This is a genomic window from Dongia sp., assembly GCF_041906375.1.
Lineage (GTDB): Bacteria > Pseudomonadota > Alphaproteobacteria > Dongiales > Dongiaceae > Dongia.
On record NZ_JAYRJJ010000001.1, the window covers coordinates 759,621 to 781,408 of the forward strand.

The window sequence follows — 21,788 nt, forward strand, 5'->3', positions numbered from 1 at the left end:
GATCACCGCACCAATCGCCGCGCTCTGGGGCGATGGGGGGAAAGGGAGGGCCGCACCCTGGGGCCCGTATGAGTAACGCGATTATAGGGGGTTGGCTCCCCCCTGGCTATCCTTACAGGGCGGCTATTCCCTGGGCTGGAAACCCTTGTTCGGCACCTGCCAGCCCAGATGCTCGCCGCCATCCAATGCTATCATTTGCCCCGTCATGGCTGACGACGACAAGATATAGAGAACCGTCGCGGCAATTTCATCGGGTGTCGCACCGTGGCCGAGCGGCATGGCCGCGGATTGTGCGGCGAAATGTTCCTGCGTCTGACGGGGGCTCGGCAAAGTCGGGCCGGGGCCGATGGCGTTGACCCGGATTCGCGGCGCCAGGGCCAGCGCCATCGTGCGGGTCAGTGTCCACAAGCCCATCTTGGCGACCGTATAGGACATGAAATAGGGCGTAAGCTTCCAGACCCGCTGGTCGAGCATATTGATGATGTTGCCGCCAGCCCCTTCCGGCAGGTGGCGTGCGAAGGCCTGCGACAGGACGAAGGGCGCCCTGAGATTGGTCTCGATATGCCGGTCCCAGCTTTCCCGCGTTGCCGTCTCGATCTTGTCCATCTCAAAGACGGAGGCGTTGTTGACCAGACAGGTCGGGGTGCCGAATTCCTTGCTGATGAGCGGGATCAACTTTTCGACCTCGGACTCCTTGCCGAGATCGGCCTGCGCCACGAAGCTGCGCCGGCCAAGGGCGCGGATCTCCGCGGCCGTGGCCTGCGCCTCGTCGATCGAGTTATGGCAATGGATGGCGACATCCCAGCCGTCACCTGCCAGCTTCAAGGCGATGGCGCGCCCCAGGCGCTTGGCGCCGCCGGTGACGAAGGCGATTGGCGGCACCGTCACAGCCGCTCCGTGCCGAGGATTTCGACGCCGAAGCCGGAGAGACCCATATATTGCCGCTCCTTGGTGGCGATGACGCGGATCGATTTCACACCGAGATCCTTGAGGATCTGGGCGCCAAGGCCCACTTCGCGCCATTGCTCGAGACGCGAAGCCTCGCTGCCACCGGCGCTGGGGATGGAAGGTGTAACACCGACCGCACCTTCGCGCAGATAGATGAGAATGCCGCGCCCGGCAGCCTTGATCTGCTTCAACGCGCGTTTCACGCTGCTGCGATCGGGGTCGAAGACGTCGGTCACCGCTTCTTCCTGTTGCAGGCGGATGACGATGTCGCGACCGTCGCCGATGTCGCCATAGATGACCGCAATATGGTGCGCCGCATCGAAGGCGGTCGAATAGACCACGGCCTGGGCCGGACCGATCGCCGTCTCGACCGGTCCTTCGGATGTCCGGGTGATGAGGGATTCGCGCTGCTGGCGATAGGCGATGAGGTCGTCGATCGAGACGACCAGCAACTTATGTTCCTTGGCGAAGGTCAGGATGTCCGGCAGGCGTTTCACGGTACCGTCATCATTGACCAACTCGGCGATGAGGCCGACCGGAGGAAGGCCGGCCAGCCGCGACATGTCGACCGCCGCCTCGGTATGGCCGGAACGGATGAGAACGCCGCCTTCGCGGGCGATGAGGGGGAAAATGTGGCCCGGGCGCACGAAATCCTCGGCCGCCACATTGGGGTTGGCGAGCGCCCGGATACAGGCGCAACGTTCCTGCGCCGAGATGCCGGTGGTGAGGTCCTTGGCATAGTCGATGGAGACGGTGAAGGCGGTCGCGTGCGGCGCAACATTGTCCGCCACCATGGGCGACAGGTGCAGCCGGCGCGCATCCGCCCGGGTCAGCGGGGTGCACAGGATGCCGCTCGTATGGCGAATGAAAAAGGCGACATACTCAGGTGTGGCCTTGGAGGCGGCCATGATGAGGTCGCCTTCATTCTCCCGGTCCTCGTCGTCGACCACGATGACCGGCCGCCCGGCCGCGATATCGGCGATGGCGTCTTCAATCCTATCGAGCTTTGTTGTCACAGGCAGGCCCCTTGGCGCGGAAAATGAGAAGTTAATCGGGCAATAGCGCGTCCCGGGCGACGCCGCAAGTACGCCCGCGCCGATACAGTCCAAGCCATCGGCGCAAAACCGTCAATGACTCAGGCTCAGGTCATGATGCGATTTTTGCATGGACGATTGACGATGGAATGATTTTCGGTCGAGACTGGTTGAAACTAAGATTAACGGGATACCGCCAACATACTCAAGCGGACCGAACCAGGGTGGGCGTTCCGAATAATAACCGGCGGTTGATGCGAAAGGCGCGGACCAAAAAGGCCCGAGCCTCACAGGGACGTTTTTCCACTAGGGAGGTTTTACATGACTTTTAGATCTGGCAAAGGCGACGGCTATCATCCGGAGATCCCCGGGTTGGTCGAGCAGCTGGAACAGCGGCGCATCGGGCGCCGTGACTTCCTGCGTACCGCGACGCTGCTCGGCATGTCGGCCGCCACTGCCTACACCATCGCCGGCAAGGTGATGGGTGGCGACCTCATCGGATCGGCGCGCGCGCAGGAGCCCAAGAAGGGCGGCGTGCTTCGTATCGGTGCGCGCGTTCCGGCGCTCGACAACCCGGCCACGTTCTCCTGGGTCTATGACTCGAACGTGGTGCGCCAGGCCAACGACTATCTGACTCGTACCCAGGGCGATGGCGTTACCGTGCCGATCCTCCTGGAAGCCTGGGAGCCGAGCGAAGATTTGAAGACCTGGACGCTTAAGCTCCGCAAGGACATCAAGTGGTCGAATGGCGATGCGCTCAATGCCGAGCACATCATCTGGAACATCCAGCGCTGGATCGACCCCAATGTCGGTTCGTCGGTGCTCGGTCTCCTGCAGGGCTTCATGCTGAAAGAAGTCGAGACCGGCGAAAAGGACGAGGCCGGCAACCCGAAGAAGACCACCGAGCTGTGGGATGCCAACGCGATCGAGAAGGTCGACGACCATACGATCCGTTTGAACGGTCAGGCCTCGACCCTCGCCATGCCGGAAAACCTGTTCCACTACCCGGCCCTCATCCTGCATCCGAAGGACGAAGGCAAATGGGGCGTGGGCTCGATCGGTACCGGTGCTTTCGAGCCGGTCGAGATCGAAGTCGGCAAGAAAGCCGTCCTGAAGGCGCGCAAGGAGTATTGGGGCGAAGGTCCCTATCTCGACGAGGTGCAGTTCATCGATCTCGGCGACGATCCGGCGACCAAGCTCGCGGCCCTGGCCTCTAAGCAGGTCGACGGTCTCTATGATGCGGATATCAAGGTCTATCCCAGCATCCAGAAGCTGCCGCATATCGAACTCCACAAGATCAATACGGCGCAGACGGCCGTCGCTCGCATGCATTGCGACGAGAAGCCGTTCGATGATCCCCGCGTGCGCAAAGCCATGCGTCTGGCCATCGATTGCGAAGCCGTTTCCAAGATCGCCTATGGCGAGCTCGGCACGGCCGCCCAGCATCACCATGTCTCGCCGGTCCATCCGGAATTCGTCGACATGCCGATGCCGCGCGATCTCGATGCCGCCAAGAAGCTTCTGGCCGATGCCGGTTATCCGGATGGCATCGACGTCGAACTTCACGCCAAGAAGGATCCCGATTGGGAACCGACCGCTTGCCAGGCGATGGTCCAGCAATGGGCTGAAGCGGGCATCCGTGTGAAGCTGACCGTGCTGCCCTCGGCCCAGTACTGGGATGTCTGGACCAAGGTGCCGTTCGGCTTCACCGTGTGGACGCACCGTCCGCTCGGCATCATGGTGCTGGGTCTTGCCTATCGCAGCGGCGTGCCATGGAACGAAAGCAACTTCAAGAACCCCAAGTTCGACGAATTGCTGACCAAGGCGGAAGGCATCGTCGACATCAATGCGCGCAAGGAAGTGATCAAGGAGATCGAGCACCTGATGCAGGAAGAAGGCCCGATCGTCCAGCCGCTGTGGCGGCAGAGCTATCAGCCCTTCGACAAGCAGCTGAAGGGCTATGAATCGCATCCGACCGAGTATTACTTCTGCGAAAAGATGTGGTGGGACAAGTAAAGCCCGACACATTCGGAACAAAGAACGGCCCGGGGAAACCCGGGCCGTTTTTCATTGGGGGATAATTGGATGGGTCGCGCCTGCTGGCGGCTCCCCCTCTCCCCGACCCTCCCCCACGTTGGGGGAGGGAGAGTCGCCGAGTACGCTGCGTCATTTGCGTTCAAGCTGGCTCAAGTTCCCTCCCCAACGTGGGGGAGGGTTAGGGAGAGGGGGTTATTCGCCGACCAACTCTATCCCCACCGCGAAGAACCGTCCGTCGCCATGGGTGTCGCGACGGAAGCGGATGTGCTGGCCTTCGGCCAAATCCGTGAGGCCGGAGGCCGCCAGTTCGGCGACATGGATGAAGACGTCGGCACCGCCATCGTCCGGCTTCACGAAGCCATAGCCCTTCTGCGCCTTGAACCAGAGCACGGTCCCGGTGGTTGAACTACTTTCCGCTGCCGGCGACGTCATCTGTGTCACGCGTGAGGTAATAGGCGGCCAGGATCGGGACGAAGGTAATGATCATGACGAAGATCGCCGCCACATTTGTGACCGGGCGTTGGCGCGGGCGGCTGAGCTCGCCGAACATCCAGATGGGCAGCGTCTCCTGCTGGCCGGCGGTGAAGGTGGTGACGATGATCTCGTCGAAAGACAAGGCGAAGGCCAGCATACCGCCGGCCAGCAGTGCCGTGGCAAGGTTCGGCAGGATGACATGCCGGAAGGTCTGGAACGTGTCGGCGCCGAGATCCATCGACGCCTCGATCAGGGCTGGCGAGGAGCGCCGCAGCCTGGCAATCGCGTTGTTGTAGACGACGACGATGCAGAAGGTGGCGTGGCCGAGCACGATGGTGAAATAGCTGAACGGCACATCGCCCAGTGCGAAAGCCGACCGCAGGCTGATGCCGGTGACGATGCCGGGGAGGGCGATGGGCAGCAGGATCAGCAGGGTCACGGCTTCCTTGCCGAAGAATTTGAAGCGGTACATTGCGGCGGCGGCAAAGGTGCCAAGCACGATGGCGATCGCCATTGAGGCGAGGGCCACTTCGACCGACAGCCACAGCGCCTGCCAGAAATCGGCTCGTGCCCAGGTGACGGCGAACCATTCGGTCGTCAGGCCCGGCGGCGGGAATGTGTAGCTGGCATCATCGGTGGTGAAGCCGTAGAGCACGATGAAGAGGATCGGCAGGTTGAGATAAAGCACGCCTAACCAGGCGGCGGCCTTGAGGCCGAGGCCGGCTTCGCCCTTGGAGCGGTCGGGCGCGATTTGCGTCTTAGAGGGCATCGAAGGCTCCCAGGCGTTTGGCGATGGCGAGGTAGACCGCCATGATCACGATCGGCACCATGGCGAAAGCGGCCGCCATGGGGATGTCGCCGGCCGTGCCCTGGAACTGATAGACGGCCTGGCCGATGAAGGGCCGCGACGAGCCGATCAGCTGCGGAATGATGTAGTCGCCGAGCGTCAGCGAGAAGGTGAAGATCGAGCCTGCGGCAATGCCGGGAATGGCCAGCGGGAAGATGACCTTGCGGAAGGTTTCGCCCGGCCGGGCGCCCAGATCGCTCGAGGCTTCGATGAGCGAGCGCGGGACGCGTTCAAGGGCTGCCTGGATCGGCAGCACCATGAAAGGCAGCCAGATATAGACGAAGGTCAGCGTGGTGCCGATATAGGAGGTCGATAGCGAGGAACCCTCGACCACCGGCTGTGTCAGGATCCAGTCGAGGACCGGGCCGAGGCCCAGCGCATTGACCGTCCAATGGATGGCGCCTTCCTTGGCCAGGATCAGCTTCCAGGCATAGACGCGCACCAGGTAGTTGGACCAGAGCGGCAGCATGACCGCGACATAGAAGATCGCCTTCATGCGGCCGCTGGCGAAGCGGGCGATGTAATAGGCGAGCGGAAAGGCGATCACGCCGGAGATCACGGTCACCACCGCCGCCATCATCACCGTGCGATAGATGATGCTGAGATTGGTCGCGGTGAATAACCGGGCATAGGTCGCGAGCGTCGGCTCATAGACAACTTGTGCCGTGAAATCGTCGATTGAGAAGAAGCTCTGCGCCAGCAGGGTGAAGAGCGAGCCCAGATAGATGATGCCGAGCCAGAGCAGCGGCGGCACCAGCAGCAATACGAGAACCAATCGCGGCTGGCGATAGAGGAAAGTCGAGAACCTGTTGCTCAAGGAACGGGATCGGATGGCGGCGGTCATGGCTGCATCCCCTTCAGCGCGCAAAGCGCATCAGGTGGCGCGCTTCCCACCACAATTGCACGGTCTCGCCTTCCTTCGGCTCCAGATGCGCATCGCGATTCTGCACGGCGACGGTGATTTCGGCACCACTTTCCAGGGCGACGTCGTAGCGCGTATTGGCGCCGAGGTAGAGGATGGCGCTGATGCGGCCGGTAACCTTCATCGCATCGGCCGGCACCGCGGTGCCGGGGCGATCGAGATGGATCTTCTCCGGGCGGATCGAGCAGGCATTCTCGCTGCCGCTGACGGCCCTTGCCGCGGCACCTTCCAGCAGATTGGAAATACCGACGAAGCCGGCGACGAAGGTGGTGGCCGGGCTTTCATAGAGTTCGTTCGGGCTCGCCAATTGCTCGATCTTGCCCTGGTTGAACACCGCCACGCGGTCGCTCATGGAGAGCGCCTCGCCCTGGTCGTGGGTGACGTAAACGAAAGTGATGCCGACGCGGCGCTGGATGGCCTTGAGTTCCACCTGCATCTGCTCGCGGAGCTTCAAATCGAGGGCACCCAGCGGTTCGTCGAGCAGCAGCACCTTGGGGTGATTGACGAGCGCGCGGGCCAGGGCCACGCGCTGGCGCTGGCCGCCGGAAAGCTGCGACGGCTTCCTGCCGCCGAAACCGCCCAACGCCACCATCTCCAGCATCTCCTCGGCCTGGCGTCGGCGCTCGGCTGTCGGCACCTTGCGGATCATCAAGCCATAGGCGACGTTGTCGAGCACGCTCATATGCGGGAAGAGCGCGTAATCCTGGAACACGGTGTTGACGTCGCGGTCATAGGGCGGGACACCGTTCATGTCGGCGCCGTGAACGATGACATGGCCGCCCGTCGGCTGTTCAAAACCGGCGATGAGACGCAGGCACGTGGTTTTGCCCGAACCCGAGGGGCCGAGCATGGCGAAGAATTCGCCGTCCTTGATGTCGAAGCTCACGGCATCGACGGCCTTTACCGCGCCGAAATGGCGGGAAACGCTGTTGAAGGAAACCGCGGCAGTACCTGACGTCATGATCAAATCCGTAATGCTGATATAGAATTGGGGCGGATCATTGCTGATCCGCCCCAACGGGAAGTAACAGAGTTTACTGGCCGCTTTGCACGGACTGAACGGCGGCGACCCAATCCTTATAGGGTACGCATTCGCCATTCTGACTGGCACAATCCTTCACCGGCGTCTTCCAGAAGTGGATACGGGCGAAGAGCTGCGAGCCGTTGGCGACACAGCCGCCTTCGGTCAGGATCGGGTCGGCGCAGGACGCCGGCACCGCCGGCACGCTGCCGAACCAGGAACCCGTTCCGGCCTGGGCATTGTCGCTCAGCGAGTGGTTGAGCCACTTATAGGCACAGTTCGGGTGCGGTGCGCTGGTGGCCATCATGGTCGTATCGGCCCAGCCGGTGGCACCTTCCTTGGGCACCACCGAGCCCACCGGCACCTTGCCGGCGGCGCGCAGCGTGTTGACCTGATAGGCCCAGCTGGTCGAGGCAACGATGCCTTCATTGGTGAAGTCGTCGACCTGCGCTGCGGCATCCGACCAGTACTTGTTTACCAGCTGACGCTGACCGCGCAACAATTCGACCGCGGCGTCGAACTGCGCCTGGTTGAGTTCATACGGGTCCTTGATGCCCAGTTCAGGCTTGTTCATCATCAGATACAGCGCCGCATCGGCGAGATAGATGGTGCCGTAATAGGCCTGAACGCGTCCCTTGTTCGGCTTGCCGTCCGGCAGCTTCTGTTCCTCGAACACGACCGACCAGCTCTGCGGTGCGTTCTCGAAGACATTGGCGTTGTAGAGAAGGACGTTCGGGCCCCACTGCCATGGCACGCCGTAATGCTTGCCGTCGACCGTGTGCCAGGGTGCGTTCTGCAGGCGCGGATCGACCTTGGCATAGTCGGCGATCAGGCTCGTATTGATCTCCTGCACCGTGCCGCCCTTCACGAGGCGGAGAGAAGCGTCGCCCGAAGCGGTGACGAGGTCGAAGCCGCCGCCATTCATCAGCGACACCATTTCGTCAGAGCTGCCGGCGGTCTTCACCGTGACCTTGCAGCCGGTCTCCTTCTCGAAGCCGGTGACCCAGTCGTAATTCTTGTCGCTTTCGCCGCGTTCGATATAGCCGGGCCAAGCGACGATGGCGACTTCGCCTTCACCTTCGCCAATGCTCTGCAGCGGTTCGGCCTGGGCCGCGACGGCGCCGAGCACCAAAGCAGCTGCCACGCTCGTTCCGGCCAATTTCCATTTCAAGGACATCTTTTACCCCTCCCTTTGTTGGCGACAGACGGGATTGGGCGTGCCGCAACGGCAGATCGGCCCTTTCCCCTCGATCCAGGCGAAAACTAGCAATGTTCCCGTGAATGCAAAACCTAAAAACGGCGGCCGGCCGTTAATCCATGGCGCAATTGGACAATTCGACTTCCGATCCCGGCCGCCGGCAATCCTTCAGGCGGAATTTGCCTCGTCCAGGAACGCAGTCATGGATTCGGTAAGGACCTTCTGATCGATATCGCGCGTGATGAAGACCAGTTTCGAGCGGTGGTCGTCGCCAGGCCAAGCCGGCAGCAAGACGGGCGGATGGAACAGATGCTGGACGCCATGGATGGCGACCGGCTGCGTTTCGCCGGCGACGTTAAGGACACCTTTTATGCGCAGAAGGTCAGGCCCTTGCGTCGCCGTCAGCATGTCGATCCAGGCACAGAATTTCTGCCAGTCGATCGGCTCGTCGCGGGTGATGCAGAAGGCGCGGATATGGGCGTCGTGCCGGTTGACGTCGAGGCCGTGCCCATGATCATGCGCGTGATGATCGTGACCATGGTGATGATACCCATGCGTGTGGGCATCGCGTTCCGCATAGGCCTCCTCGCGCAGCCAACGCTGCACGTCGAGGCTCTTGCTCTCCGGATTGTAGAGGCCGGCATTGAAGAGCGAAGCGGGCGAGACTGCGCCATGCGTGATGCGCTGGATCGATGCCGCCGGATTGAGGCGCCGCAGGCGGCCTTCCAGATTGGCAAGCGACGCGGCGTTGCCAAGATCGCTCTTGGTGAGAAGCACCCGGTCGGCGACCGCTGCCTGCTTTACCGATTCCATCTGCCGGTCCATCTGCATCTCGCCATTGACCGCGTCGACCGTGGCGATGACGCCGTCCAGACGATAGACAGCGGTCAGCACCGGGTCCTGCATCAGGGTGTGGAGGATCGGCGCGGGATCGGCGAGGCCGGTGGTTTCGATGACGAGGCGTTTGAACGGCGGCACTTCGCCCTTGGCTCGGCGCTTGAAGAGGCTTCGCATGGCGTCGATGAGATCGCCGCGTATGGTGCAGCAAAGGCAGCCGGATTCCAGCAGGATCGTATCGTCCTCGGCCTTTTCCACCAGCAGATGGTCGAGGCCGACTTCGCCGAATTCATTGATGATGACGGCGGTTTCGCCCATGTCCGGATGGGCCAGCAGGTATTTCAGCAAAGTCGTCTTGCCGCTGCCGAGGAAGCCGGTGATGACGGAAACCGGCAGGCGCTCTGGCGGCGGGTTGGTGAGCTGCGCCTCAGTCATGGCGTCAGGACCGGACGATGCGCGCGAGACCGTGCTGCGCCATGAGCCCGCAACCGAGCAGCACGAACGCGCCCAGCTGATGCAGCACAGCCAGCGGAATCGGAACGACCAGGATGAGTGTCGCCATGCCGAGGAAGGCCTGCGCCGCCAGGGCGCAAGGCAGGGCGATGGCGCGGCGCTTCAGTGTGCCATCGATATCGCGCCGGCGCAGGCGCACCAGGAAGCTGATGACGGCGATGGCGACGAAGCCCGAGGTGAGGCGATGCTGGAACTGCACCATCGCCAGGTTTTCTGTGAAGTTCAGATACCAGGGCGAGGTGAGGAACAGGTCGGGTGACAGCCAATGACCGTTCATCATCGGGAAGTCGTTATAGACGAAACCGGCATCGGTGCCGGCGACAAGGCCGCCCAGGGCGATCTCGAAGGCAATGACGAGGTTCATGCAGCGCGCATGGCGCAACAGGTCGGCAGCCGCCTTGCGCTCGCCCTTGAGCGGTCCTGCGTCGAGATAGTCGAACGCGTACCACAGCATCAGCGCGAAGATGGCCAGCGCCAGCATCAGGTGAATGACCAGCCGGTACTGGCTGACGTCGACACGGTCCTGGAAGCCGCTCGCCACCATGAACCAGCCGGCAAAACCCTGCAGCCCGCCCAGGGCGAAAAGGGCGATGAGACGCGGGGCTTCCGCCCGGGTCAGGCGGCCACGAACCAGGAACCAGACCAGGGGGACCAGGAAAGCCAGGGCGAGCAACCGCCCCCACAGCCTGTGCAGATATTCCCACCAGAAGATGCCCTTGAATTCCTCCAGGGTCATGCCGGCATTGACGTGCTTGTACTCGGAAATCTGCTGGTAGAGGGCAAAGACATGGTCCCAGGCAGCGCTGGTCAAAGGCGGCAGGGCGCCCATGATCGGCTTCCACTCCATGATGGAGAGGCCGGAATCGGTAAGGCGCGTAATCCCGCCGAGAAGGACCATGACCGCCACCATGAAGCAGCAGCCGAGCAGCCACAGGCCGACGCTGCGGCGGGCCGACCGGCTGGGGGAGGCGGTCTCGATGGGGGCGGTTCGGGTCAGTACCTGGCTCATGATGGCTCTACTTTCGGGCGGGCCGGAGCATAGTGGCGCCGCCGCAAAAGGAAAGCCCCCTGCGGAGGGGCAAGAAGCCCCGCCTTTCAGGGGGCGCGGCGGTATTTTTCGGGCAGCAGATCGGCTGCCGGGACCCGGGCAAGTTCACCGTCGCGGGTCATGATCACGTCGCTCCCTGGGGCGAAATCGGTCAGCATTTCCCGGCAGATGCCGCAGGGCGAGACGACTTTGGGCTCGGCATGCAGCTCCTTGGGGCGGGGGTGGCGGACAGAAACGATGGCGTCGATCGCGGTCTCCCCGGCCGACAAGGCGCTCCCCAAAGCGACGGCTTCCGCGCAGACCGAGCAGCGCCCGACATAGGTATCGAGATGGAGGCCGAGATAGATCCGGCCCGAGGCACCGCGCACCGCCGCGCCGATATGATGCCGGTTCTCAGCGTAGCGGCTGCGGATGAAATCGGTGGCAGCCGCCAGCAATTCCTGATCGGCCGATGACAATGGCGGCAAAATGCGGTCCCCGTTCGATTGGCGTCCGGCCATGATGCAGCAAGGTGCCGCATCCGGCAATCGCCCCTCACCATTTGTGAAAGACGAAGAAACCGGCTGCGGCGATGAGCGCGAAGCCGACGGCGTGGTTCCAGCGGATCGCTTCGCCCAAATAGGCCCAGGAAAAGGCGCAGAAGACGATCAGGGTGATGATCTCCTGCATCGTCTTCAGTTCGGCTGCCGAATAAACGGTGTGGCCGACGCGGTTGGCCGGGATGGCGAAGCAATATTCGATGAAGGCGATGCCCCAGGAAGCGAGCACCACGATCCAGAGCGGCTTAGAGGTGAATTTGAGATGGCCGTACCAGGCGAAGGTCATAAAGACATTGGAGATGCCGAGCAGGACGATCGGCGTCAGTTGCGGCGAGAGGAAAGACGGCATTGCGGGGTCCTTGGGATGGGAAGGAGCCCGTTGCGGCAGGCTCTAGTTGAGGGCGACAATCGCGCCATTGAGAACGCAGGCGAAAGCGACCCAGGCAATATAAGGAAGCATCAGCAGCGCCGCCAAGCCATCATGCCGCCGGAACTGCCATGTGGTGGCGATGATGAGGATGAGGAGCAGGGCGCAATCGACCAGGGCCAGGCCCGGCCGCTGCAGGCCGAAGAACAGGGCCGACCAGGCAAGGTTCCCGACGAGCTGCGCAAAATAAAGGATCTGGCTCGTACGCCCTGCCGCCCAGCCGACCCGCCGCCAGACGCGCCAGGCGGCGATGGCCATCAGCAGGAAAAGGGTCGACCAGACCGGCGCGAAGACCCAGTCGGGCGGGTTGAAACCAGGTTTGGCAAGGGTCGGATACCAATCGCCGATGCTGCCGGCCGTCAGCCAGCCGCCCAGGCTGGAAACCAGGAGGCTCAGGATGAGGAAACCGACAAGATGCCAGATTTGGACGACGCGCGCCGGGGGGTGTGGATTGGACTGCAAGGCGGTGCCATTGGGTTGGATTGAGCGATATCAATGTTGATACGTCGAAACCGGGTTACAGGATCAGCAGAAAACAGAGACGGGATGAGCGATGCGACGTCATAGAAGCTTTGCCGGAGTGGTAGCGAGCTTGAGCCTGCTGTTGGTCGCTGCCTGCGCCGGCCAATCTGCGCCAACCGAGGATTTGGGCGGCGAGGCGGCGCATAAACTGAGCCGGGAGGAATTGTTCGATCTCTTGCCCGACCGGGAAGAGGCGGATTGCACGGGCAGTCTCGAATTCGCCACGGACCGGCGCTTCGAAGGGGAATCGAGTTGCGGCCGGGGTTTCCGTGGGCACAGCGATGATTCGCTCACTCCCGGCACGATCTGCGTCTATTCCTCGACCCTGCAAAGCCGAGGAACGACGGAGTTCATCGCCATCGGCCATTTCGCCTGTTCCGACGACAGCCGCGGCTCGGTTCGCTTCCAGGAGCAGGTGGGCAACGGTCCAGGGACAGCCACCGTGACCGCCAATGACGGACGGGTCGTGACGCTGAACTATGAGTAAGGTCGGCTTTGCCTAAAAATTGACCACTAACCTTGTGTAGATTCCGGATTTGCACACCAAGCAGGGCAGCCCAGCCTTGCTGTGCATTGTGCGGCGCAACGACGGTTCTTAACTCTTACGCCAGGGGGACGGGCCAAAGGGGGCGCTTCCCACCTGCTCAGCAATCGATCTATGCAAATGAATAGGTGTGCCAAATGGCCAAGCTTCTCGAACCCATCACCATCGGCGAACTGCATCTGCCCAATCGTGTCGTTCTGGCGCCATTGACCCGGTCGCGCGCCAGTGAGGGGCGCATTCCCAACGACTTGATGCGCGAGTATTACGTCCAGCGCGCCTCCGCCGGTCTCATCCTCACCGAAGCCACAGCGGTGACACCGCAGGGCGTCGGCTATGCCGATACGCCGGGCATCTGGTCCGACGAACAAGTTGCCGGCTGGCGCAAGATTACCGATGCGGTCCATGCCGCCGGCGGTCGCATCGTTTCGCAGTTGTGGCATGTCGGCCGCATTTCCGACCCGATCTTCCTCGACGGCGAATTGCCGGTAGCCCCCAGCGCCATTGCGCCGGCCGGTCATGTCAGCCTCGTCCGCCCGCAGCGCCCCTATGTAACCCCGCGCGCCCTTGAACTCGACGAGATCCCGGGCGTTATCGCGGCTTATGCCAGGGGTGCGGAGAATGCCAAGAAGGCCGGTTTCGACGGCGTCCAGCTGCATGGCGCCAATGGATATCTGCTGGACCAGTTCCTGCAGGACGGCACCAACAAGCGGACCGACAGCTACGGCGGGTCGATCGAAAATCGTGCGAAGCTGATGCTGGAAGCGGTCGATGCCGCGGTAAAGGTCTGGGGCCCGGGCCGCGTCGGTCTGCACCTGGCGCCGCGTCGGGATTCGCACGACATGGGCGATTCAACACCGGCGCAGACCTTCGGCTATGTCGCCGAACAGGTCGGCAAGCGCAAGATCGCCTTCATCGCTGCACGCGAACATGTGGGGCCGGACAGCATTGGCCCGTCGCTGAAGAAGGCCTTCTGTGGCGCCTATATCGCCAATGAAGGCTTCACCCGGGAAAGCGCCGAGGCGATCCTGGCCAGCGGCAATGCCGATGCGGTGGCCTTCGGCAAGCTGTTCATCGCCAATCCCGACCTGCCCAAGCGCTTCGCCACCGGCGCCAAGCTCAACGAATGGGACAGCAATACTTTCTATGGCAGCGGCGCCAAGGGCTATACGGACTATCCGGCACTCGACCTAGTCGACGCCTGATCGAACAGGGTTTGGTTGCGAAAAGGCCCGCCTGGGATGCACCGGCGGGCCTTTCTCTTTTCCGGCAGCATAAAACTCACCCGATTTATGAGATTTCCAGGCTTCACGCCATAGATGGCCTTGGCATAGTTACGGTCATTCGGGCTGCGCTCTGGCGGCCACCTAACTATTTGGCCAAGAAGGATCTCCGTATCATGAAATCGCAGGCGCGCGTGGTCGTCATTGGTGGCGGCGTGGTGGGTGTGAGTGTGCTTTACCACCTGACCAAGCGCGGCTGGACCGATGTCATGCTGGTGGAGCGCTCGGAGTTGACCTCCGGTTCGACCTGGCACGCGGCCGGCGGCATGCACACGATCAATGGCGACCCGAACATGTCGCACCTGCAGGCCTATACCGTGAAGCTCTATGAGGAGCTGGAGCGGGAATCGGGCCAGTCCTGCGGTGTGCATCGGGTGGGCTGCCTCTATCTGGCCGGCACCGAAGCGCGCGCCGAGTATTTCAAGACTGAGCTGGCCAAGGCGCATTATCTCGGCATCGGCCTTCATGAAGTGAGCATGGAGGAGGTGAAAAAGATTAACCCGCTGGTCGACACCTCGAAATTCACCAAGGCGATGTTCGATCCGGCCGACGGCCATGTCGATCCCTCCAGCGTCACCCATGCCTATGCGAAGGCAGCCAAGAACAAGGGCGCGACGATCTCGCTGCGCAATCCCGTCATCGAGTTGAAGCAGAAACCAAACGGCCATTGGCTGGTCGTTACGAAGGAAGGGACGATCGAAGCCGAGTACGTGGTGAATGCCGGCGGCCTGTGGGCGCGCGAAGTGGGGCGCCTCGCCGGCATCGACCTGCCCATTCTGCCGATGGAGCATGAATACATCGTCACCAACGCGATCCCCGAGGTCGAGGCGCTCGGCCACGAGATCCCGATGACGATCGATTTCGAGGGCGAGAGCTATCTGCGCCAGGAGCAGAAAGGCCTCCTCATCGGCACCTATGAGCATGATTGCCGGCATTGGGCCTTGAAAGGCACGCCGCAGGATTTCGGCCATGAGCTGCTGCAGGAAGATGTCGACCGCATCTGGTCGGCGCTGGAATTCGCGATGACGCGCTATCCTTGCCTCGAGAAGGGCGGCATCAAGCGCACCATCAATGGGCCGATGGTGTTTGCGCCCGACGGCAACCCACTGGTCGGCCCGGTCCCGGGCCTCACCAACTATTTCACCGCTTGCGGCGTCATGGCCGGCTTCAGCCAGGGTGGCGGCGTCGGCATGGTGGTCGCGAACTGGATCATCGATGGCGAGCCGGGCATGGACGTGTTCGCCATGGATGTGGCGCGCTTCGGCCCGCACAACAACCGCGCCTTCACCATCGAAAAGACGACGGAGAATTATCGCCGTCGCTTCACCATGACCTTTCCCAACGAGGAATTGCCGGCGGCACGACCATTGAAGACGTCGCCGATCTATCCGCTGCTGAAAGGGGAGGGGGCCCTGTTCGGCGCGTCCTTCGGTTGGGAATACCCGCTGTGGTTCGCACCTAAGGGCACCGAGCCCAAGGAAGAACCGACCTATCGCCGCTCCAATGCCTTCCCGCATGTGGCGGCGGAAGTGAAAGCGGTGCGCGAGCATGTGGGGATCTGGGAAACGTCGAGCTACGGCAAGATCGAGGTTTCTGGCACCGACGCGGCGAAATTCCTCGATCGCATCGTCAGTAACAAGCTGCCGGCGCTGGGCCGCACCGTCTTATGCCCGATGTTGTCACCCAATGGCCGCATCTTCGGCGATCTCACCGTCACGCGGACACGTGAAGACACCTTCCTGATGATCGGTTCCGGTGCTGCGGAGACCTACTACACCCGCTGGCTGACTGCCAACGCGAAGGGCGAGCGGGTGTCTGTCCGCAATGTGACGACCGACTTTTCCGGTCTATCGCTGACCGGGCCGAAGGCGCGCGCTGTCCTGCAGCAACTGACCGAGGCCGACCTCAGCCACGCGGCTTTCCCGTTTCTCCACGCCCGGCAGATCCATGTGGGTCTCGCCGAGGCGCTGGTGATCCGGGCGAGCTTCACCGGCGAACTCGGCTATGAAATCTACCTGGCACCCCACAACCTGATCCATGTCTTCGAACGCTTGCGGGCGGCCGGTGCCGAACACGGGCTGAAGCTGTTCGGCGTGCGTGCGCTTCATTCCATGCGCCTCGAAAAGGGCTACGGTTCCTGGGGCCGCGACTTCACGTCCGATTACAACGCGGCCGAGGCCGATTGGGGCCGCTTCGTCAAATTCGACAAGGGCGATTTCATCGGTCGGGAGGCGGCTGAGAAGCACTTCAGGGAGCCGCTTACCCGCAAGATCTCGTTGCTGGAGGTCGCCAGCCAGGAAATCGACGTCATGGGCGCCGAGCCGATCTTTGCGGGCGGCAAGGCTGTGGCGCGGGTCACGTCGGGCTATTTCGGGCACTCGACGGGCAAGCAGCTGGCGTTGGCCTATCTGCCGGTAAGTGGTGACAGTTTTGAGATCGAGGTGATGGGTAGGCGCGTCGCCGCGTCGCGCCTCACGCAAGCCCCGTTCGACCCGGCCTCGGCCCGCTTGCGCAGCTAGGCCACCAAGAGTTTTGTAACGAAAAGTGACGGCGGCGCGTGGCGACACGCGCCGTTTCATTTTTCACGGAAGTTTGACATCGGCCCGTTACGGCGGGCGCCCAATCTTCCCCTCACGAGCGCCGGCCTAGACCGCCCCGAAGACGGCCGACCAACGCTCGATCGGCATCAAGATTGGGAGAATTATCATGAAAATCCGTTCACTTCTCGGCGCCCTGGCTGCCACCGTTCTCGTTTCCGGCACGGCGATGGCCGCATCGACGCCCGCGCAGAAATGCACGGCCCTCATCAGCCAGTGGAATGATGTCGCCAAGACCCATAAGAGCAACGCGAAGTTCACCGCCGCCGAGAAGGATGCGATGGCCGGCGAGAAGATGTGCCATGCCTCGAAGGCTGCCGACGGCGTCAAGGATCTCACCAAGGCTCTGAATCTGCTCGGCGTAAAGCCGGCGGCGTAAAGCGAAGCATCCCCTTCACCCCAACCCCTCTCCCCAGAGGGGCGAGGGGCTTGAAGCAAGACTCGCTAAGAGCTCCCTCGCCCCGCTTGCGGGGAGAGGGTCGGGGTGAGGGGGTGCTTAGAACGTCTTGCACAATCTCAAGCCGTCATAAATCGCGGCATGGATGTTTCTCGTGGCAACCGCGTCGCCGATGCGGAAGAGCTGGAACGATCCCGCCGCGTTCGTCTTAAGGGCCTGAGGGCGGCCGTCGATGAAAGCGTCGATGTCGATCTCGCCCCGGTTGACGCTCTGCTCCTTGAGATCGAAATAGACAGCATCGGCCGGCAGGTTGCCGTGCACGGCAATGATCTGCTGGGCGCGGCGCTCGCTTGTCGACTTGTCATAGGGATTGAACAGGGTCGCCACCAGCTGGTTGCCGTCCTTGGCGATCCGCGTCATCCGCTGGTTGATGGTGAGCTTGGCGCCAGTGGCGTAGAGCGCCTTGTAATAGGCGGGATAGTTGAGTCCACCCACTTCGGCGCCGATCAGGCGTTCTGGCGTGATCAATTCAAACTTGATGCCCTTGCTGGTCAAGAACTCGGCGGTCGAGAGCGCCTCGTGGCCGGCTTCGTCGTCATAGAGAATGATGTCGTCGGAGAGGGCGACCTGGCCGGAAAGCACGTCCCAGGTCGAGATGGCGAGGTCGGACCCATCCTTGAACGGCGCCGTATTGGGCGTGCCGCCAGTGGCGATAACGACAATGTCGGGCTGCTCCGCCAGGATGTCTGCGGCTTCCGCATAGGTGTTGAAGCGGAAAACGGCACCGGCATGCTGCGCTTCGGCATAGAGCCAGTCGGTGATACCGATCAGTTCCTTGCGTCGTGCCACTTTGGCAGCAAGCGCCACCTGGCCGCCGACACGGTCGGTTGCCTCGAACACGACGACCTTGTGGCCGCGCAAGGCGGAAACGCGCGCGGCTTCCAGCCCGCCGGGGCCGGCGCCGACGATGACGATCTTCTTCTTCGGGCCGGTGCTGGGTTCGATCACATGCGGCATGGTCGCTTCGCGGCCCGTTGCCGGATTGTGCAGGCACAGGGCCTCGCCACCCTGGTAGATGCGGTCGATGCAATACCCGGCGCCGACGCAGGGTCGGATGCGTTCCTCCTCCCCGCGCATCATCTTGGCGACGATATGCGGATCCGCCATATGGGCGCGGGTCATGCCGATCATGTCGACGGCATCGTCGCTGACCCAATGCCGCGCGGTGGCAAGATCGTTGACACGGGCGGCATGAAAGATGGGTAGGCCCGGCAGCAACTGGCGCGCCGCCTTTACCTTGGCGAAGTTCGGTCCGGCCGGCGTTCCCATCAAAGGAATGATGTGCGAGAGAGATTCGTCGGTGTCGATGGTCCCGACGATGACATTGAGAAAGTCGATAAGGCCGGCTTCCTGCAGGCGCTTGGCGATCTCGACACCTTCCTGGAAACCGAAGCCGTCATCGGCTGCCTCGTCGACCGCCATGCGGACGCCGATAATGAAGTCAGGGTCGGTCTGGCGGCGCATCTCGGCCAGCACCTCCATGCCGAAGCGCATGCGGTTTTCCAGGCTGCCACCGTAATTGTCTTCGCGGCTGTTGGTGCGCGGCGAGAGGAAGGAATCAAAGAGATGGCCGTAGGCTTCGATTTCGACACCGTCGAGATCGCCCTCGCGGCAGCGCCGTGCGGCGGCGCCATAGGCCTTCACCACGCGCGTGATATCGAAATCTTCCATCGTCTTGGGAAATCCGCGATGAGCCGGTTCGCGCTCATGCGAGGCAGAGATGATGGGCAGCCAGTTTTCCTTGTACCATGAGGTGCGGCGGCCGAGATGGGTGATCTGGCACATCACCGCGCAATCATAAGCATGGACCCGTTTCGCCAGCGCCTTGAAGTCGCCGATGATGGCGTCGTCATGAACATAAAGATTGCCGAAGGCCTGCGGTGAGTCCTTGGCAACGACCGAGGAGCCGCCGATCATGGTCATGGCAGCACCACCTTTGGCCTTTTCCTCGTGATAGAGCTGGTAGCGGAGGCCCGGCCGGCCGGCCTCGGAATAGGCCGGCTCATGCGAAGTCGAGAAGATGCGGTTCTTCAGCGTCAGATTCTTGAGCCGGTAGGGCTGCAGCAAAGGATCGGCCATGGGCACTCCGATGTGTGGCTTGTTGCTCTGTCTTCCTGGGATCAGGACCGCATGCGACCGCCATTGGGATCGTAAAGCGGCGCCCCTTGGATTTCCGCAGCGAAGCGTTCGCCATTGATCTCGAGATCGACCTTGGCACCGGCCTTGGCGAGTTCGGCCGGCACGTAGCCGAAGGCGACCGATTTGCCGATATGATGTGCATAGCCGCCCGAGGAGACATAGCCAACCGCCTTGTCGCCGACGAGAATGGCTTCGTCATTGGAGACGTCCATATCCTTCGTGGCGATGGTCAGCGTGACGAGCTTCTTCTTCGGGCCGGCGGTTCGTTCGGCGCTGGCGGCAGCCTTGCCGATGAAATCCTTGTCCCAATGGATGAAGGCATCGAGCCCGCTTTCGGCCGCGGTGAAATCCGGGCGGAAGTCGAGCGTCCACACTCCCCAGGCCTTTTCGAGCCGCAGGCTCATCAGCGCCCGGGCACCGTACCAGCGTAAGCCCAGATCCTTGCCCGCCTCTTCGATCGCTTCCGCCAGGCGTAGCTGATAGGGCGGGGCGACATAGATTTCGTAACCGAGTTCGCCGGAGAAGGAGACGCGGGCGAGGATCGCCGGAACGCCGGCCACGAAAGTGGGGCGAATGTCGCGAAATTTCAGGGCGTCGTTGGAAACATCTTCCCGCATCAGCCGCGACAGCAGTTCGCGCGAACGGGGGCCGGAAATGCCGATGCCGTGCAGATCGTCGGTCATGTTGCGATAGGAGACGCCGCTAGCCGGCAGATGTTTCTCGAACCAGCGGCGATGCGCCTCCTGCATGGCACCGGAGCCGAACAGCATGAAATGCTCGTCGCCCAGGCAGGCAACCGTCAGGTCACCATAAAGCTTGCCCTTGGGTGTCAGCATCGGCGTCAGGGCCAGGCGGCCCTGCTTGGGCAGGCGGCCGGCCAGGACCTTGTCGAGATAGGCGCGGGCGCCGGGGCCTTTGAACTCATGTTTGGCATAGTTGGCGATCTCTATGGCGCCCACGGCCTCGCGCACGGCCTTCACCTCGCGCGCGACATAGGCATGAGCGCGGGAGCGGTTGAAGGTCGGTTGCTCATGGGCATCCGCCGGGCCATCGGCAAACCACAGCGCATGCTCCAGGCCGAAGCCCTGGCCCCAGACGGCACCCTTGGCGGTGAGGCGATCGTAGAGCGCCGTCGTCTTCTGCCGCCGTCCTTTCGGCAACGTCTCGTTCGGAAAGGTCATCACGAAGCGGCGCTCGTAATTTTCCGACGATTTGATCGTGCCCCATTCCGGCGTCGCGAAATTGCCGAAGCGGGCCACATCCATGGCCCAGACGTCGATGGAAGGCTCGCCGTCGATCATCCATTCCGCCATGCAGAGGCCGACGCCGCCCCCCTGGCAGAAACCCGCCATGACACCGACCGCAACCCAGTAGTTGCGCATGCCGGGGACCGGGCCGATCATCGGGTTTCCGTCGGGCCCGAAGGTGAACGGACCGTTGATGACGTTCTTGATGCCGGCGCGACCTAAGGCGGGGATGCGCTGGAAGCCCAGCTCCAGGCGTTCGGCAATATTGTCGAGTTTGGGTTCCAGTAGCTCATGGCCGAAATCCTTCGGCGTCCCCTTGACCGACCAGGGCGTCGCCCGCGGTTCATAGGTGCCGAGCAGCATACCCTGCCGTTCCTGGCGGAAATACATATTGCCTTCGTAATCGATGCCGGCCGGCAGGCGTTCCTCGCCGCGCTCGACGATCTCCGGAATGGCTTCGGTGATGAGGTAATGATGCTCCATCGGCTGCACGGGGAGATGGATGCCGGCAAGATGACCCACCTCGCGCGCCCACAGGCCACCCGCATTGACGATCATCTCGGCATGGATGTTGCCGTTGGGCGTGATGACATCCCAGCTGCCGTCGGGCCGCTGGTTGGTCTCGATCACGGGTGTCTGCGTGTAGTATTTGCCGCCATGCACCTTGGCCGCCTTGGCATAGGCATAGCAGACGCCGGAGGGATCGATGTCGCCATCGAGCGGATCCCAGAGTGCTGCGATATAGCGGCTGGGGTCGATCAGCGGATGGCGGCGGGCCGCTTCTTCCACGCTGATGAATTCCTGGTCGAGCCCCATATAGCGCGCCTTCGAGCGCTCGCGCTTGAGATAATCGTACCAGGTCTGGTTGGAGGCGAGATAGAAGCCGCCAGTCGAATGCATGCCGACCGACTGGCCCGAGGTCGCTTCGATCTCCTTGTAGAGATTGATCGTGTAGCCCTGCAGGCGCGAGATGTTGGGGTCGGACGAGATGGTGTGGATCTGCCCCGCCGCATGCCAGGAGGAACCGGAGGTCAGCTCCTTGCGTTCCAGCAGAATGACATCCTTCCAGCCGAATTTGGCAAGATGAAAGAGGATGGAGCAGCCGACCACGCCACCGCCGATGATGACGACCTTTGCATGCGTTTCCATATCATCAG

Annotated in this window: 19 protein-coding genes; 5 read left to right on the top strand and 14 right to left on the bottom strand. The window is 62.4% G+C overall.

Annotation, left to right across the window (positions count from 1 at the left end; all coding sequences use genetic code 11):
* Positions 1-123 precede the first annotated feature (123 nt).
* Both ACE3OA_RS03470 and ribB read right to left on the bottom strand, forming a co-directional pair.
* Entirely contained in the window at positions 124-888 is a 765-nt protein-coding gene (locus ACE3OA_RS03470; RefSeq protein WP_374307908.1) for an SDR family oxidoreductase, read from the bottom strand.
* Positions 885-1,964 (bottom strand): 3,4-dihydroxy-2-butanone-4-phosphate synthase, encoded by a 1,080-nt coding sequence (ribB, locus tag ACE3OA_RS03475; RefSeq protein ID WP_374307911.1) that lies wholly within the window; start codon positions 1,962-1,964, stop codon positions 885-887. Before ribB ends, ACE3OA_RS03470 begins: the two co-directional genes overlap by 4 nt.
* A 339-nt stretch (positions 1,965-2,303) precedes the next feature.
* Here ribB and ACE3OA_RS03480 point away from each other — a divergent pair, with 339 nt between their 5' ends.
* Complete coding sequence (locus ACE3OA_RS03480; RefSeq protein ID WP_374307913.1) at positions 2,304-3,998, top strand: ABC transporter substrate-binding protein; 1,695 nt, start codon at positions 2,304-2,306, stop codon at positions 3,996-3,998.
* 213 nt (positions 3,999-4,211) lie between these two features.
* Here ACE3OA_RS03480 and ACE3OA_RS03485 read toward each other — a convergent pair whose 3' ends face one another.
* The 10 genes from ACE3OA_RS03485 to ACE3OA_RS03530 all read right to left on the bottom strand — a co-directional run bounded on the left by ACE3OA_RS03485 (position 4,212) and on the right by ACE3OA_RS03530 (position 12,307).
* Positions 4,212-4,451, bottom strand: a complete 240-nt coding sequence (locus ACE3OA_RS03485; RefSeq protein WP_374307915.1) for a cold-shock protein — start codon at positions 4,449-4,451, stop codon at positions 4,212-4,214.
* The gene (locus tag ACE3OA_RS03490; protein ID WP_374307918.1) at positions 4,426-5,262 is read right to left on the bottom strand and encodes an ABC transporter permease; all 837 of its coding nucleotides are present in this window, start codon (positions 5,260-5,262) and stop codon (positions 4,426-4,428) included. Before ACE3OA_RS03490 ends, ACE3OA_RS03485 begins: the two co-directional genes overlap by 26 nt.
* A complete protein-coding gene (locus ACE3OA_RS03495; protein ID WP_374307920.1) occupies positions 5,252-6,184 on the bottom strand; it encodes an ABC transporter permease in 933 nt (310 codons plus the stop codon). Before ACE3OA_RS03495 ends, ACE3OA_RS03490 begins: the two co-directional genes overlap by 11 nt.
* Positions 6,185-6,197: 13 nt before the next feature.
* The gene (locus tag ACE3OA_RS03500; protein WP_374307922.1) at positions 6,198-7,223 is read right to left on the bottom strand and encodes an ABC transporter ATP-binding protein; all 1,026 of its coding nucleotides are present in this window, start codon (positions 7,221-7,223) and stop codon (positions 6,198-6,200) included.
* A 73-nt stretch (positions 7,224-7,296) separates the two neighbouring features.
* The gene (locus tag ACE3OA_RS03505; protein ID WP_374307925.1) at positions 7,297-8,460 is read right to left on the bottom strand and encodes an ABC transporter substrate-binding protein; all 1,164 of its coding nucleotides are present in this window, start codon (positions 8,458-8,460) and stop codon (positions 7,297-7,299) included.
* 189 nt (positions 8,461-8,649) lie between these two features.
* Positions 8,650-9,753 (bottom strand): GTP-binding protein, encoded by a 1,104-nt coding sequence (locus ACE3OA_RS03510; RefSeq protein ID WP_374307927.1) that lies wholly within the window; start codon positions 9,751-9,753, stop codon positions 8,650-8,652.
* A gap of 4 nt (positions 9,754-9,757) precedes the next feature.
* Positions 9,758-10,840, bottom strand: coding sequence for a COX15/CtaA family protein (locus ACE3OA_RS03515; protein WP_374307929.1), 1,083 nt, complete (start codon positions 10,838-10,840; stop codon positions 9,758-9,760).
* Positions 10,841-10,926: 86 nt separating this feature from the next.
* A complete protein-coding gene (locus ACE3OA_RS03520) occupies positions 10,927-11,379 on the bottom strand; it encodes a cytidine deaminase (protein ID WP_374307931.1) in 453 nt (150 codons plus the stop codon).
* 34 nt (positions 11,380-11,413) lie between these two features.
* Complete coding sequence (locus ACE3OA_RS03525) at positions 11,414-11,767, bottom strand: DMT family protein (RefSeq protein WP_374307933.1); 354 nt, start codon at positions 11,765-11,767, stop codon at positions 11,414-11,416.
* Positions 11,768-11,809: 42 nt separating this feature from the next.
* Positions 11,810-12,307, bottom strand: a complete 498-nt coding sequence (locus ACE3OA_RS03530) for a TspO/MBR family protein (RefSeq protein WP_374307935.1) — start codon at positions 12,305-12,307, stop codon at positions 11,810-11,812.
* 91 nt (positions 12,308-12,398) lie between these two features.
* Between ACE3OA_RS03530 and ACE3OA_RS03535 the strand changes: the two genes are divergently transcribed.
* The 4 genes from ACE3OA_RS03535 to ACE3OA_RS03550 all read left to right on the top strand — a co-directional run bounded on the left by ACE3OA_RS03535 (position 12,399) and on the right by ACE3OA_RS03550 (position 17,167).
* On the top strand, positions 12,399-12,854 hold the full coding sequence (locus ACE3OA_RS03535; RefSeq protein ID WP_374307938.1) for a hypothetical protein: 456 nt from the start codon (positions 12,399-12,401) through the stop codon (positions 12,852-12,854).
* Between the two features lie 194 nt (positions 12,855-13,048).
* Complete coding sequence (locus ACE3OA_RS03540; protein ID WP_374307940.1) at positions 13,049-14,113, top strand: alkene reductase; 1,065 nt, start codon at positions 13,049-13,051, stop codon at positions 14,111-14,113.
* Between the two features lie 194 nt (positions 14,114-14,307).
* Positions 14,308-16,710, top strand: a complete 2,403-nt coding sequence (locus ACE3OA_RS03545; RefSeq protein WP_374307942.1) for an FAD-dependent oxidoreductase — start codon at positions 14,308-14,310, stop codon at positions 16,708-16,710.
* 187 nt (positions 16,711-16,897) lie between these two features.
* Positions 16,898-17,167 (top strand): hypothetical protein, encoded by a 270-nt coding sequence (locus tag ACE3OA_RS03550; RefSeq protein ID WP_374307944.1) that lies wholly within the window; start codon positions 16,898-16,900, stop codon positions 17,165-17,167.
* Positions 17,168-17,284: 117 nt separating this feature from the next.
* Here the strand turns inward: ACE3OA_RS03550 and ACE3OA_RS03555 are convergent, their stop codons facing one another.
* On the bottom strand, positions 17,285-19,324 hold the full coding sequence (locus ACE3OA_RS03555) for an FAD-dependent oxidoreductase (protein ID WP_374307947.1): 2,040 nt from the start codon (positions 19,322-19,324) through the stop codon (positions 17,285-17,287).
* 41 nt (positions 19,325-19,365) lie between these two features.
* The gene (locus ACE3OA_RS03560; RefSeq protein WP_374307949.1) at positions 19,366-21,780 is read right to left on the bottom strand and encodes an FAD-dependent oxidoreductase; all 2,415 of its coding nucleotides are present in this window, start codon (positions 21,778-21,780) and stop codon (positions 19,366-19,368) included.
* Positions 21,781-21,788: the final 8 nt, after the last annotated feature.